Origin of the sequence: Nocardia callitridis, from assembly GCF_039543305.1 — a bacterium.
GTDB classification, from domain to species: domain Bacteria; phylum Actinomycetota; class Actinomycetes; order Mycobacteriales; family Mycobacteriaceae; genus Nocardia; species Nocardia callitridis.
The window spans coordinates 66,525-81,448 of sequence record NZ_BAABJM010000010.1; the positions used below are offsets into that span (position 1 = coordinate 66,525).

A 14,924-nucleotide genomic window follows, 5' to 3' on the forward strand; every position below is an offset into this window, starting at 1 on the left:
GTGTGGGGTCGTTCGACATTGCTCGCGATGCGACTCCCCTAAGACTGTCGCGGCTATGGGCGTCGCTCCGATATCCCTCGCGGATAGCCCAGGGAACCCGCGGGCGAGCAGCGCGCGGAGGATCCGCGAACGAGCGGGCAGTACGCGAACGGGCAGCGCGCGACGAATGCACGGGCGGTGCGAGCGACCAACCGGGAGTTGTTGTCGCACTGTGCGATGCGAATGTTGCCTCATGAATCGCTGGCGAACGACCCCGAGGGCGGTCGGCACCGGACCTGGGCGTCGTAGCGAAGGACAGCTCTGCTGTTGTCCGGGATTACGTAATTCCGTAGTTTCAGTGTGTGAACCTGGAAGAGCGGATGAACGCACTGGAGAGACGGCTCGAGTTATTGGAGTCGGGGCAGGCGTGGGAGGCGGGACCGCCCGTCCCACAGGGGGAACGGTGGGCGGTCGGTCGGCTGCAAACGGAATTCGCCGACGAGGACGAACCCAACGGCGGCGTGCTGTTCGCCGGGTCGGTGCGGTTGCCGACCGACGAACAGTACGGCTGGCAGGCCAGATTCACCACCGGCGACATCATCGAGGACGACTGGTCGGAAACCGCGGATTGCCTTGCGGCACTGGGCAGTCCGGTTCGACTACGACTGCTGCGCGCGATCATGGGTGGGCGCAGGACGGCGGCCGAACTCGCCGAAGTCGACGGTGTCGGCACCTCGGGACAGATCTATCACCACCTTCGGCAACTGGCCGCCGTCGGCTGGTTGCACACCGCGGGACGGGGGCGGTTCGAAGTACCGGAAGGCCGCGTCGTCGCGCTGCTGGTCGCGTTGGCCAGCGCCAGGCGCTGACGGGTGCGAGTAAGCGCTCGGCGACGATCGACAATTGTTGCCCACACTTGGCCGGAGTTGTCTGTAACCGGTGCTCCCGGACTGCTACCGTTGGCCACCCAAGTGCCGTACCCGTTCGCTAGGTCGAGTTGCCGACGCGAGGTTGTGTGGAGGTGTTCGACATGAAAATGGCGCACGCGCTGGAAACCGTCAAGGCGTTCGGTTTGCTCCGATCACGCGGGGTGGGCGACCCCAAGAAACCACTCGAATCACTGCGCACGATCCGCGAAACCAAGATCTATGGCCCGCAGGCCGCCACGATCAGGCACAACGCGCGGGTCAAGCCCGACTTCCCCGGCATCATCGACGAGCGCGGCCCGATCAGCTACGGCGAACTCGACACCCAATCCAGCGCGATCGCCCGTGGCCTGCGCGCGGCCGGAGTCACCGAAGGCACCGTGATCGGCATTCTCGCGCGCGATCACCGAGGGCTGGTGCTGTCCATGGCGGCGGCAGGCAAGCTCGGTGTTCGAGTGGCGTTGATGAACACCGGCTTCGCGAAACCCCAGTTCGCCGAGGTCTGCGCCCGCGAGAAGGTCAAGGCGGTGCTGCACGACAGCGAATTCCTCGGCCTGCTGGACGCGCTGCCCGCCGAACTGCCCCGCGTGCTCACCTGGGTCGACGATGGCACCGAATTGCCCGAGGGCACACAGACTTTGGATGATCTGGTCGACGCCTACCGTGCCGACAGCGCGCCGTTGCCGCCGCCGAGCAAGCCGGGCGGTTTCATCATCCTCACCAGCGGCACCACCGGCCTACCAAAGGGCGCGCCGCGGACCAAGGTGACGCCGTTGAGCACCGCCCAGCTCATCGACCGCATTCCGTTCCCACCGGGCGGCACCCAGGTGATCGTGTCGCCGATCTTCCACAGCACCGGCCTGGCTTCCTGGCTGGTGGCCTCTGCCATGGGCAACACCGTGGTCCTGCGCCGGCGCTTCGACGCCGAGGCGACGCTGAAGCTGGTCGCCGACAACAAGGCTCAGATGTTGGTCGCGGTCCCGACCATGCTGCACCGGATGACCGAGCTCGCTCCCGAGGTGCGCGCACGCTACGACCTGTCCTCGCTGAACTGCATCCTGGTCGCGGGCTCGGCATTGTCGCCGGAGCTGTGCGCGAAGACCACCGAGACGTTCGGCCCGGTGCTCTACAACCTCTACGGTTCCACCGAGTGCGCCGTGGCCACCGTCGCCAACCCCGATGATCTCGCCCTCGCGCCCGGCACGGTGGGACGTGCGCCGATCACCTGCGAGGTGCGGCTGTTCGACGACAACGACAAGCAGGTCACCGCCGTCGACACCACCGCGCGCATCTTCATCCGCAGCGGTGCGCCGTTCGAGGGCTACACCGATGGCAGGCACAAGCAGATCATCGACGGCTACATGTCCAGCGGCGATGTGGGGCACTTCAACGAGCACGGCCTGCTCATGGTCGACGGTCGCGACGACGACATGATCGTCTCCGGCGGCGAGAACGTCTTCCCGCTGGAGGTGGAGAACCTGCTGCTCGAACGCGACGACGTCAACGACGTGGCCGTCGTCGGTGTCGATGACGTCGAGTTCGGAAAGCGGTTGCGCGCCTTCATCGTTCCCGAACCGGGTCATACACCGGATGCCGACGAGATCAAGGCACACGTGAAGAACAATCTCGCGCGCTACAAGGTGCCGCGCGAGGTGATCTTCCTCGACGAGCTGCCGCGGAACCAGACCGGCAAGCTGGTGCGCCGCACGCTGGTGGAATACGAGGCGCCCGCGTAAGCCGAAGGGCGGCCGCCGTCGGCCGAGATACGTGACACATCGGGTAACAGGCTCTTGATAGGGTTGTCGCCAGCACTGGAACTCGATTTAGTGGTCTTCCACCCACCCGCGCTCAAGTGGTGGACCGCCGGAAGGTTTGTCCGATGGTTGTGTCCTTCCCCGCGCTCCGCAAAGCGGGTGACCTCGCATCCGGCGTCAATGTGATGCTCAAGCGTGGTCTGTTCAATCCCCTCCGGCTCGATCACGCGGCCCGCTCGGCCAGGTACGTGCTCAAGTTCGGTCCCTTCGCCGGTGTGGTAATGCACGCCGCGCAGAGCAGGCCGGATGCGGGCGCGATCGTCGACGAACGCGGGGAGTTGACCTTCGGTGAGCTCAACGAGCGGTCGAACGCGTTCGCGCGCGGCATCGCCGCGCAGGGCATCGAGCCGGGTGATGTGATCGCCGTGCTCGCCCGCGACCATCGCGGGATGGTGCTCAGCATGCTCGCGGCAGGCAAGCTCGGCGTGCGCGCGGTCCTGATGAACACCGGCTTCGCCAAGCCGCAATTCGCCGATGTCGCCGAGCGCGAGAAGGTCAAGGCGGTGCTGCACGACAGCGAGTTCTTCGACCTGATGAGCGCGATCCCCTCCGAGATTCCCCGGATCCTGACCTGGGTCGACGAGAAGGACGGTGCCGACCCGTCGATCCCGACCATCGAGTCGGTGTCCAAAGGTCAGGCCACCACCCCGCTGCCAGCCCCGGAGAAGCCGGGCGGCATGGTCATCCTTACCAGCGGCACCACCGGAACCCCCAAGGGCGCACCGCGCGACAAGGTGAGCCCGTTCGCCTCCGCGCAGTTCGTCGACCGGGTTCCGCTGCCCAACAACGGCACCATGCTGATGGCGGCACCGATCTTCCACGGCACCGGGCTGTCCCAGTTCACCCTCGGCCTTGCCCTCGGCAACCGGGTCGTGTTCCAGCAGCGCAGATTCGATCCGGCCACCACGCTCGCCAATATCCAGAATTACCAGGCGGATTCGCTGGTGGTGGTGCCGACGATGCTACAGCGCATCCTCGACCTCGACGACGAGATCCTGGCGAAGTACGACCCGAGCAGCATCAAGGTGATCTTCGCGGCGGGCTCCGCTATCTCGCCCGACGTGGTCACCCGCGCCCTCGACCATTTCGGCGACAGCCTCTACAACCTCTACGGCTCCACCGAATGCGCCGTGATGACCGTGGCGACCCCGGAGGATCTGCGCAAGTCGCCGACCACGGCGGGCCGCGCTCCGGTCGGCATCAGGATCGTCCTGCTCGATGAGGACCGTAAGCCGATCACCGAACCGGAGGTCACCGGAACGATCTTCGTCGACAACGGCTTCGCGTTCACCGGGTACACCGACGGACGCACCAAGGAAATCGTCGACGGCATGATGTCCAGCGGCGATGTCGGCCATTTCGACGCCGACGGGCTGCTCTACATCGACGGCCGCGACGACGACATGATCGTTTCCGGCGGCGAGAACGTCTTCCCGCTCGAGGTGGAGAACCTGATCGCGGGCCGCGAGGACATCTTCGAGGCGGCTGTCGTCGGCGTCGACGACCGTGAGTTCGGAAAGCGCTTGCGCGCCTTCGTGGTTCCCGGACCCGACAGCAAGCGCGATGCGCAGGAGATCAAGGAATACGTCAGGTCCAACCTGGCTCGGTACAAGGTGCCGCGCGAGGTGATCTTCCTCGAGGAACTGCCGCGCAACGCCACGGGCAAGTTGCTGCGCAAACCGCTGATCGAGCGGGAGGTCTGAGTCGGCGATCGTTCGATTCGGTCCCGTGCACCGTATTCGAGGTGCTCGAACGAGGTAAAGCGTTGCGCTGCCACAGTATTCGACTGGGGCAGCGTTTCGTTACGCGCTGTCGTCGCGACGGTCGGCCGATTCGGCAGACGTCGGCACCGCAGGGAATTTCCCGTGGCCGCGCAGCGTGCACGGGGCCCGGACCGAGGGAGATCTGTAGCGAGGGCGCTGTGCGGCCGCACCACCGCGGCTATAGGGCAGCACTTTCGGCACCCGACTTTGTGGTCGGCTCCGCTCGGTCCCGCCGGAACCTCGACTCCCGCGAATAGCTGTCGGCGACCACAACACCATCGAGGCGATCATCGACCACCGTCCAATCCAGATCTCCCGATGGGCATCCGAACCCGAAACACACGCATCTTGCCTCCGGCTTCGGTCGTTGCGACACGGAGCCACGCAGCTGCACCCCCCGAGAGCCGTCGCAGAACCGCGCCGAGTGTCTGCGACACAACACCACGTCACAGGTCTGGTTCCCCGAAGAACGGACCTGGCTGCCGTAGTCGATGTCCGCACTGCTGCGTCACTTCCGCCGACCCGCATCCGTTCGACACACGACCACAACCCCGGCAGACAGGAGGGCCTGCCGCTCCCCGGGGCCCGGTGGTCTCCCGCGCACCGGGCTACTCCAGGATTCGGCCGCCGGAGCGAAGTCCGTCGTCGTCCGGGCTAACATCGACGGGTGAGTACCGAGGCCGACCGGGCCGCCGCGAGTCGCGGCGATGCCCTCGCGCGCGTGCGCGGTGGGTCGGTCGGCATGCTCTCGGGTGCGGTGTCGGTCGCGGCACACGGGTGGGCCTCGAACGGGATGGCACCGGACAGCACCACACTGATCCTCCTCGCCGCCGCGTGCGCGCTGATCGGCGCGCTCGTCGCCGGACTCGCGCCGCTGCGCGACACCGGGTCCGGCCTGGTAACGGCGTTGTTCGCCGGGCAGCTCCTCGGCCACGTGAGTATGGGACTCGGAGCGGGACATTCGGGTCATGCCGGATTGCGACTGTCGCCGACGATGCTCATGGCACACGTGCTGGCGACCGCGTTCGCCGCACTGGTGGTACTCGGCGTGGAGGCCGCGTACCGGGCGGGCACCGCCACGCTGACCCGCACATTGCGCTTGCGCCTCCCCGCACCGGATGTTCCCGACCGGGCACCATTGCGCACGGTCCATCACGACCGGGTGATCCTCCGCGTGCTCGCCGCGCAGTTGCTACGCACCCGTGGCCCACCGGCGGTTGCGCTGCGCTGAAACAATCCTATTCCCGGTGATATTCGCGCTCGGGTAGGTGTCGGCGGCAGTGTGCGCGCCGCGTGTGCTGTTCGGGTAGTCGGTTCGCGTGAAATCGGTTCCGGCACCGTGGTTTCGGATGCGGATTGCTCCTCGGGGCAACGGTGAACGCCATGTTGGCGACCCGGACGGTGCGGCTTCGGACGATGTTCTTGTTCGATTCGTGCGGGCGCACCCGCTGTCGGCGCTGCCGATTGCGAAAGCCAGCTGTGCACGGTGGCCCACTCGCGAAATCCATTCGGTTCGGGTGTCGCCACATCGGCGACCCGGCGACCCGGCGACCCGGCGACCCGGCGACCCGGACAGCGTGCTCGGTACACGCGTGGTGCGCGTCGAGTACGCCGATTCGCGGCCGACGTATTCGGACTTATCGAAGCGCGACGACCGAGAACATCGGACGCGGCGCGGACGAGTGGGTCCGGCGACGGGTAGTGCGGCCGAACGTGCGAGATCCGAACTTCGCATCGCACCACGAACTGTGGGCAGGACCTGCGGGACCACTTCGGAGGCACACCCTGAGACGACTGTTCACCTCGACAGCCGAGGGAACTTCAGTGATTCGACGGTGCATCGCCCGGTTCCAGACCGGTGCGGTCAGCATCGCTGAGTCACAGGTGGGACCGCATGCGAGGTCTGGCTACCGCTCGCACGGGCGCGGCGACGCCGGATGACGTTGTGGCGCCGATGCTCTGCGCACGGTGGCGCTCCGTATGCGGTCGAGCCGTCTCGGGTTCGCCACGCACCACGGCCAGCGACACAGTCGGCTCGAAACGATCGCCGCGAGCACGGACGACCCACTCGCCGCACACGGCGGACCTCGCGGACGTCGCAGGCCGCACACCGAACACCACCGGGAACCAGCAACTCCTGTCGAAACGGAACAACACGTTCATGAGTACGACCCAAGAAACCCGACCCGACGACGAACGATCCACGCCACCCAGCAGACCCGAGACCGGCAGTGTCCCGGCCGCGCGCGGCGGTCTTGTCGCGCTCGCCCTGCGACTGCACTTCTACGCCGGAGTGTTCGTCGCACCGTTCATCCTGATCGCCGCGATCACCGGCGGCCTGTACGCCCTGGCACCGACGTTGGAGTCGATCACCTCCCGCGACCTGCTGCACGTCGAACCGAGCGGGACACCGACACCGCTGTCGGAGCAGGTACACAACGCTGTCGGCAGCCAACCCGACAAGAACCTGGTGGCCGTCGCGCCGGCGGGCGGACCGAACGACAGTACCCGCGTGCTGTTCGACGACCCGACGCTCGGCGAATCGGAGCGCCGCGCGGTCTTCGTCGACCCCTACACCGGGCACATCCTCGGCGACACCGTCGTCTACGGCAGCGGCGGCGCCCTCCCCCTGCGCACCTGGATCGACAACCTGCACCGGAGCCTGCATCTCGGCGAACCCGGCCGGATCTACAGCGAACTCGCGGCCTCCTGGCTGTGGGTGATCGCGGCTGCCGGGCTGGTCATCTGGGTGCGTCGGGTGCGTGCGCGGCGCACCAGGAATTCCGTCGGTTGGCTGCTGCGACCCGATCGCTCGCGCTCCGGGCGCAATCGGACGGTGAATTGGCATGGCGCGGTGGGGATCTGGCTGCTTCCCTTGTTGCTGCTGTTGTCGGCGACGGGAATGACCTGGTCGACATACGCGGGCGAGCACGTCACCCAGCTGCGCGAACAGCTCAGCTGGACTACCCCGGCCGTCAGCACGGCACTACCGGGGAGCGCTGTGCCCACGCACGATTCGAGTGCCGAGCACCATCACGGTGGCGCGGCCGAGATGGGCGCGGATCAGGGCGAGGCGATGCGGCACGTGCACCAACTCGATGCCGTCTACGCCACCGCGCGCGCCAATGGTGTCACCAAGGCCGCCGAAATCACCATCCCGACCGCGCGGGACCAGGCGTTCACGGTGACCGAGCGGCGCAAGTCCGGCACCTACAGTGTCGATTCGGTCGCCGTCGACGGCGCGACCGGAGCCGTCACGGACGCGCTCCCCTATTCGGATTGGCCACTGATCGCCAAGCTCAGCAACTGGGGCATCCAGTTCCACATGGGACTGATGTTCGGTCTCGCGAACCAACTGCTCTTGCTTGCCGCCATGGTCGGCCTGGTGACCGTGGTGGCGCGCGGCTATCTGATGTGGTGGCGCCGCCGCCCGACCCGCACGCGCACCGACGCGGCCACCACACTCGTCGGCCGCCCGCCACGCCGAGGATCACTGCGCGCCAGCTCCCCCCAGCTGATCGCGACCGCTGTGCTCGCCGCAGCGTTGATCGGCTGGTTCGCCCCCTTACTAGGCCTGTCCCTGCTAGCTTTCCTGGCCGTCGACCTCACCCTCGCGGCCGCCTCCCACCTCAGGAAGGCATAAAAAAGATCACCAGGACATCGGCGGCGGATCGTTCGAGTACGGACGCCGAGATGTCCTGGTGATCGTGGTGATCAGGGGATTTCGGTGGAGGGTTCTTCCTCGGAGGTCGCCGCCGAGTCGGGGGTGACTACCGGACGGAGGTAGGCCCAGAGGATGAAGAGCAGGGCGAACACGGCCATGCCTATGCCGGACCAGAGGTTGATGTTGATGCCGCCGGTTTTGGCCTCCTGGGCGGCGGTGTTGTTCACGAAACCGGTGATGATCAGGACGATTCCGTACAGGCCGAGCAGGGCGCCGACGATCGTTCGGATGTCGAAAAACATGACTACCGTTCCTTATCCGACGAAGATGTTGAGGGCGATGACCATGACCAACGCGATGCCCGCGAGCAGCACCGGACGCTGATACCAAGGCAGCGAACCGGATTCGGGATCGGTGCGCACGCTCTTGGGGGTTTCGGAGTACACCAACCCGACCAGGTCCTCGACGGGCCTCGGCTCGGTCACCATGGTAACGACGACGCTGACCACGATATCGACCACGAAGGCGACACCCGCGGCGACGAAACTCGCGCCCTGTCCGGACAGCGAGAACACGTCGATCTCGTTGAGGATGAACACAATGATCGCCGACCCGGTACCGCTGACCAGACCCGCCCAACCAGCGGCGGGCGTCATCCGCTTCCAGAACATGCCGAGGATGAACGTGGCGAACAACGGCGCGTTGAAGAAGCTGAACAGCGTCTGGAGGTAGTCCATCACGTTGCTGAAGCCGGAGGCGATGAACGCGGTGAAGATCGCGACAACGGTCGCGCCGACGGTGGCCAGTCGACCGATCCTCAGGTAGTAGCCGTCGGGCCGGTCCTTGCGAATGTATTGCTGCCACAGGTCGAAACTGAACACGGTGTTGAACGCCGAGATGTTGGCGGCCATACCGGCCATGAACGCCGCGAGCAGACCGGCGAGCCCGACACCGAGCAGGCCGTTGGGCAGTACCTCCTTCATCAGGTACAGCAGCGCCTGCGTATAGGTGGTGTCGCCCTTGAAGTCCGGATCGGCGGTGACGGCCTGCTTGTACTCACTCATCTGCGGCACGAGCACCGCGCTGATCATGCCGGGGATCACCACGATCAACGGAATGAACATCTTCGGGTACGCGCCGATGATCGGGGTGCGGCGCGCCGCCGAGATCGAGTGCGTGGCCAACGCGCGCTGCACCTCGACGAAGTTGGTGGTCCAGTATCCGAACGAGAGCACGAAGCCGAGGCCGAAGACGATGCCGATCACCGAAAGGAAGTTGTCGGTGAATCCGCTGAGCGCGTTACCCGGCCACGAATCCAGCTGCGCGGCCCCACCGGGCGAGCCGGATACCTGCGCACGCAGTCCGTCCCAACCACCGATGCGGTGCAGGCCGACGATGGTGAGCGGCAGCAGCGCCGCCACGATGACGAAGAACTGCAGCACCTCGTTGTAGATCGCCGCGGACAGGCCACCGAGTGTGATGTAGGACAGCACGACCACGGCGGCGACCACCACCGACACCCACAGCGGCCAGCCGAGCAGGATGTTGACGATCGAGCCGAGCAGGTACAGGTTGACGCCCGCGATGAGCACCTGTGCGATCGCGAAACTGAGCGCGTTCACCAGGTGCGCGCCGGTGCCGAAGCGCCGACGCATGAACTCCGGCACGCTACGGACCTTGGAACCGTAGTAGAACGGCATCATCACCACACCGAGGAACAGCATGGCGGGCACGGCGCCGATCCAGAAGTAATGGAAGGCGGGGAAACCGTATTGGGCACCGTTGGCCGACATCCCCATGATCTCGACGGCGCCGAGGTTCGCGGAGATGAACGCCAAACCGGTGACCCAGGCGGGAAGCGAACGCCCGGACAGGAAGAAGTCGATGCTGGAGGAGATGCGTTGTCGTGCCAGGATCCCGATCCCGAGGACGAACACGAAATATAAGGCGACCAACGCGTAATCGACCGGTGCCGCATCGAGTCGAAGCGTCGAGGCGGCCTCGGTATAGGTGGTCGAGGCGAGTATGTCCGGTTTCGATGTGACTGGGGTCACAAAATCGAGCACGGATGAGTCAACAAGCGGCACAGCGTCCCTCCTGGCAAGAAACAGGCGTCGAGCGAGATCGTTCGTCGTGCGAGGCCGTGCGTGTACTACTGGCGTGCGGTACTACGTCGTGCGCGCGATTTCCCTCATCGCAAGCCGATCGGCGTCGGCTCACAGTAACTCTGCGTGATTGTGCTACGACCTCGGGCCACAATCACGCGAACTTTTTGAACGATTGATCAGATCACCATGCGCGCGCCGGCCGACGGCGTGGCCACAAACGTCCGCGGCTCTGAATAACCGCTGGCCAGAAACTTTTCGCGGACCGCATCGGCTACCGCGTCGACGCGATCGTGATCGACCAGAGCCAGCGCGCTGCCGCCGAATCCGCCACCGACCATCCGCGCGCCATGGGCTCCCGCCGCCCGCGCCGTGGCGACCGCGGTGTCCAACGCGGCGGTGGAGATCTCGAAATCCTCGCGCAACGAGACGTGTCCTGCGGTGAGGATGGGGCCGATCGCCCGCGGGTCCCCACCGCCGCGCAGGATCTCGACCACCTCCAGCACGCGCGCGTTCTCGCTCACCACGTGCCTGGCGCGGCGGCGAAGCACCTCGTCGGCGAGTCCGTCGACGACGTCGAGCGACGGCACGTCACGCAACGCGGGCACGCCGAGCGCCGCGGCGGCGGCCTCGCATTCGGCACGCCGGCGGGCGTATCCGCCCTCGGCGTGGTTGTGAGTCTGCCCGGTATCGATCACCAGCAACCGCAATCCGAAGGCGTCGAGGTCGAACGGGATCTGTTCGTGCGCCGAACCCCGCTCGTTCCCGTCCGACGAACCGTCCTCGGTTTCGCCGAAGCGACGGATGTCGAGGAACAACGCGTGCCCCTCGGTGCACAGGACGGACGCGGACTGGTCGAGCAGGCCGGTGGGCGCGCCGACGTAGTCGTTCTCCGCGGCACGGGCCACATCGATCAACTCGAAGCGACTCATCGACGGCGCGAACAGATCCCGCAGCGCGATCGCCACCGCGCAGGACAACGCCGCAGAGGACGAAAGGCCCGCGCCGATCGGCACCGCGCCGTCCAACTCGAGGTCGATGCCGCTCACCGGATGCCCGCGCCGCACGAATTCCGCGACGACACCGAGCGGATACCGCGACCAGCCCGGCACCTCGTCACGCCGCGCGAGCAGCTCGCCCACCTCGACGGTCACCGAGTCGTCGCGCTGCTCGGACACCACGCACACGCGCCCGTCCGTGCGTACCCGCGCACCGCACTCGACCACCTGCGGCAGCGCGATCGGCAGCACGAACCCGTCGTTGTAGTCGGTGTGTTCGCCGATGATATTGACCCGCCCCGGCGCCACCCACGTTCGCACTTCGTTCCTCCTGTCACTGGTCTGCCCGCATGGTGCGTACTCGCTCATGCTGCCCGTCGCGGCGAAGCCCGCGCCAACCGGCACCACGGCGAAGCCCACGCCTCAGATCCGGGGCGGAGCTTGCGCCGACCGACACGAGCGACGGGCTTGCGCGCACCGCTGTCCCACCGCTGGCAATACCCGGCGCATTCGCGACCAGCGTCGCATTCAAGACAGTCGCCTGCGTGCACCCAGTGCGAGACACGCCACGGGGACACTGTTTTCGACTGAGAAAGGTGCGCGATCGTGAATACAAGCGCACAGTCGAATTTGACGCAATGGCGGCCTGCGAAAATAGAGGGCCGGGCTTTCGGGAGGGCATCATGATCCACAACACCCCGCGTAGCGGCTTACTCGGGCCGCGTAGCGGCCTACTGGGACGGCACTGGATCGATTTGCTGCGGCCACAGGACCGAGCGATTTTCCGACCGTCGTTGACCATCGATATCGGCGCGGCGACCGGAGCGGGTCCCACCGCGATCTCCGCCTTCGATGCCGCGCTGTGCGCCCTCGGCGCGGGCAACGCGAACCTGATCCGCTTGTCGTCGGTCATTCCGCCGCGCGCGGTGCTGCGCCGAGGGCGAGGGGCGAGCGAGCCGGTCCCCTGGGGTGACCGCCTCTACTGTGTCTACGCGGTGCAGCACGCGAGCGGGGTCGGCGCGACGGCGGCGGCTGGCATCGGCTGGGCGCTACGCGACGACGGTTCCGGTGCAGGGCTTTTCGTCGAACACGAGGCCGAGACCACCGACGAGGTGAGCGCGCAGATTCACGCCAGCCTCGGTGAGATGGTGGGCAATCGGCCGGAGGATTTCGGCCCGGTGCGGTTGTGCACCACCGAAACTCGCAGCGAGGGCGCACCCGTATGCGCTCTCGTCATGGCCGCCTATCAGAATATTCCGTGGAATTCGGGCACGACACGGGGTTCGGGGGGCGCACGCCGATGAGTGAGCTACACGTGACGATCGAGACAAAGATCCCCGACGAACACATCGACATGTTCTACCGGCTCTACGAACGGGAATTCGGTGCGCTGCGCACCAAGGCGATCGCCAGACAGGTGCTGCACGCCGAGGAATTCCGCGAGGAGATGGTCGACCCCCGCGTGCACAAGCATGTGGCGAGGACCGGCACGGGTGAACCGATCGGGGTGACCACGCTGACCCGACACTTGGCGACGGTGCCGTGGATCAGCCCGGAATACTTCGCCGCGCGCTATCCTGAACATGCCGCGCGCGATGCGATCTACTACGCCGGATTCACGGTGGTTGCGTCAACCGCGCGACAAGGCGCGGCATTCCATGCCATGATCGAATCGGTGGTCCGGGTCTTGGTCGCCGAGCGTGCGACCGTCGGTTGGGATATCTGCTCGTACAACAATGCTCGGTTCTCGTTCGCCGACAGCATTCGAGCGGTTCTCGATGAGCAGGCGAATGTCGAGATAGCGGTGGAGGATTCGCAAACCTATTACGCTGCCCGGTTCACAGGGGATGGAGCGACCAAGGGGGGCTGATGACGACCAGCGAAGGCCACAGCGAGCACGAGCAGTCGGCGCACAGCCAATGGTGCGCCGGATTGCGATGGTATGCAGCGCTTTTCGGAGTCTGCGCGGTGGCGGTCGGCCTGCATCTCGCGGCTCATTCGCGCCTGCTGTCGTTTCTGACGATGGTGACGGTGGTCGTTACCACGCTGATCATGATCGGCATCGGGCTGCGGTTGCATCGTCCGGTGTATCCACTGCCTTGGTATCTGCTGTCGGCCACGGCCGTCCTGTTCGCGATCGGTTCGGTCCTGCGCGACAGCGACACGCTGGGCCCGGTGGACGACGTGTGCACGATTCTCGGCTACCTCGGTCTCGGGCTCGCCGCGCTGATCTGGTTGCGCCCGCGCCACATCAGCCGCAGCTACGACCTGGTGTTGGATTCCGCGTTGATCGGACTCGGCGCGCTGCTCGCCTCGTGGACCTTTCTCATCTCGCCGATTCTGCGTAACCACGACGCGTCGACAAATCTGTGGATGGCGGCGACATATCCGGTGCTGGACGCGCTGCTGCTCGCGTTGGTAGCGCACTCGATCGCCACGACCACCCGTTCGGAGATCTCGCTGCGGTTGCTGCACGTCGGGCTGATCGCCGTCCTGTTCGGCGATCTCGGCTACAGCTTGGACGCCGCGCAGACCACCACCATCAATCGGGACGTGCTGGGCACCCCGCTGCTCGCGGCCTACGCCACCGTCGGTGTCGCGGCACTGCATCCGACGATGGCCGGGCTCGGCACACTGCGGCGGATCCACCCCCATCGTTCCCGCCAGCGTGCCAGCGTCATCGCGGTCGCGTTGATCGTCGCCTCGCTGGTCCCGGTGGTCGGTTCCACGCTGCGGCCGCTGGACCGCGTGGTGGTGTCCTCACTGTTCGCGCTCATGCTCATCGGCGTCCTCGTGCGCAGCGAGCGCGCCATCGTGCGCAGTGTGCGCAGCGAGAAACGCGCGCAGTACCAAGCTGACCACGACATGCTCACCGGATTGCTGAATCGATCGGCGCTCCTGCGCGCCCCGTCCGGCAACGCGGACCCGTGGTCGGGGTACCCGGTCTGCTTGCTGTTCATCGATCTGGACGGCTTCAAGATGGTCAATGACAGCTACGGCCACGCGGTCGGCGACGAGCTGATCGCGAACGCGGCCTCCAGGATTCGTCGCGTGGTGCGTGAGGACGACATCGTCGCGCGCTACGGCGGGGACGAGTTCGTGGTGCTCTCGCGCCTGGAACGCCGGGAAGCCGCCGCGCTGGCGGAACGGTTGATCGGCGCGTTCGTTCGCCCCTTCGCGCTGAGTGCGGGTGAGATTCCGATCACGGCGAGCATCGGCATCGCCTGCGGGCCGCGCGAGACGCGACATACCGTGCACGATCTGATCAGGGACGCGGACTCGGCGATGTACCGAGCCAAGGAGGATTCGCTCGGTTACGCCTTCCACGACAACACGGCGTTTCACGCCAACGCCGCATTGCGCGGTAATACCGCGCGCCGCAATGGCACAGCCTTCGGCGGTAGCGGTGGCGGCGACGCTCACGCCACGGTCGCTCAGGAGCCGACCGAAGGCGCCAACCGCATCGGTGCACGCGACAGCGAGAGCGGCTTCGGCGAGGACCGTCCACACAAACGGTCTTCGCGGCGCGGCAACGCACAGGCCGAGCGCGCGTTGCCGAGCACGGCGCTGACCGAACCCGAACCTCGACGCACCACATTTCCCAGCGACACCGAAGACGACGCGCCGACCACCTCGAGCGGCAACCCGACAAGCACCTCGGTGTGAGCAGCGGAC

11 protein-coding genes are annotated in these 14,924 nt (G+C 66.3%); 8 read left to right on the top strand and 3 right to left on the bottom strand.

Going from position 1 to position 14,924, the window contains the following annotated elements; genetic code table 11:
- Positions 1-359: 359 nt before the first annotated feature.
- The 5 genes from ABEA50_RS30370 (at position 360) to ABEA50_RS30390 (ending at position 8,125) form a co-directional block, all read left to right on the top strand.
- The gene (locus ABEA50_RS30370) at positions 360-848 is read left to right on the top strand and encodes an ArsR/SmtB family transcription factor (protein ID WP_345499881.1); all 489 of its coding nucleotides are present in this window, start codon (positions 360-362) and stop codon (positions 846-848) included.
- Between the two features lie 161 nt (positions 849-1,009).
- A complete protein-coding gene (locus ABEA50_RS30375; protein WP_345499882.1) occupies positions 1,010-2,641 on the top strand; it encodes an acyl-CoA synthetase in 1,632 nt (543 codons plus the stop codon).
- Positions 2,642-2,784: 143 nt separating this feature from the next.
- Positions 2,785-4,422, top strand: coding sequence for an acyl-CoA synthetase (locus ABEA50_RS30380; protein WP_345499883.1), 1,638 nt, complete (start codon positions 2,785-2,787; stop codon positions 4,420-4,422).
- 727 nt (positions 4,423-5,149) lie between these two features.
- Positions 5,150-5,713 carry a hypothetical protein gene (locus ABEA50_RS30385; RefSeq protein ID WP_345499884.1) on the top strand — a complete coding sequence of 188 codons (564 nt, stop codon included), beginning with the start codon at positions 5,150-5,152 and terminating at the stop codon, positions 5,711-5,713.
- A 930-nt stretch (positions 5,714-6,643) separates the two neighbouring features.
- Complete coding sequence (locus ABEA50_RS30390) at positions 6,644-8,125, top strand: PepSY-associated TM helix domain-containing protein (RefSeq protein WP_345499885.1); 1,482 nt, start codon at positions 6,644-6,646, stop codon at positions 8,123-8,125.
- 71 nt (positions 8,126-8,196) lie between these two features.
- Here the strand turns inward: ABEA50_RS30390 and ABEA50_RS30395 are convergent, their stop codons facing one another.
- From ABEA50_RS30395 to galK, 3 genes are all read right to left on the bottom strand, one after another.
- Positions 8,197-8,448: a hypothetical protein gene (locus tag ABEA50_RS30395; protein WP_345499887.1), complete on the bottom strand. Its 252-nt coding sequence runs from the start codon at positions 8,446-8,448 to the stop codon at positions 8,197-8,199.
- A gap of 12 nt (positions 8,449-8,460) precedes the next feature.
- Complete coding sequence (locus ABEA50_RS30400; protein ID WP_345499956.1) at positions 8,461-10,173, bottom strand: sodium:solute symporter family protein; 1,713 nt, start codon at positions 10,171-10,173, stop codon at positions 8,461-8,463.
- Between the two features lie 257 nt (positions 10,174-10,430).
- Positions 10,431-11,570, bottom strand: a complete 1,140-nt coding sequence (galK, locus tag ABEA50_RS30405) for a galactokinase (protein WP_345499888.1) — start codon at positions 11,568-11,570, stop codon at positions 10,431-10,433.
- A gap of 362 nt (positions 11,571-11,932) precedes the next feature.
- Here galK and ABEA50_RS30410 point away from each other — a divergent pair, with 362 nt between their 5' ends.
- Genes ABEA50_RS30410 through ABEA50_RS30420 form a run of 3 tightly spaced genes read left to right on the top strand, consistent with a single transcriptional unit; the run spans position 11,933 to position 14,915 of the window.
- Positions 11,933-12,553 carry a pyruvoyl-dependent arginine decarboxylase gene (locus ABEA50_RS30410; RefSeq protein WP_345499894.1) on the top strand — a complete coding sequence of 207 codons (621 nt, stop codon included), beginning with the start codon at positions 11,933-11,935 and terminating at the stop codon, positions 12,551-12,553.
- 11 nt (positions 12,554-12,564) lie between these two features.
- Positions 12,565-13,119 carry a hypothetical protein gene (locus ABEA50_RS30415; RefSeq protein WP_345499895.1) on the top strand — a complete coding sequence of 185 codons (555 nt, stop codon included), beginning with the start codon at positions 12,565-12,567 and terminating at the stop codon, positions 13,117-13,119.
- On the top strand, positions 13,119-14,915 hold the full coding sequence (locus ABEA50_RS30420; protein ID WP_345499896.1) for a GGDEF domain-containing protein: 1,797 nt from the start codon (positions 13,119-13,121) through the stop codon (positions 14,913-14,915). Before ABEA50_RS30415 ends, ABEA50_RS30420 begins: the two co-directional genes overlap by 1 nt.
- Positions 14,916-14,924 lie beyond the last annotated feature (9 nt).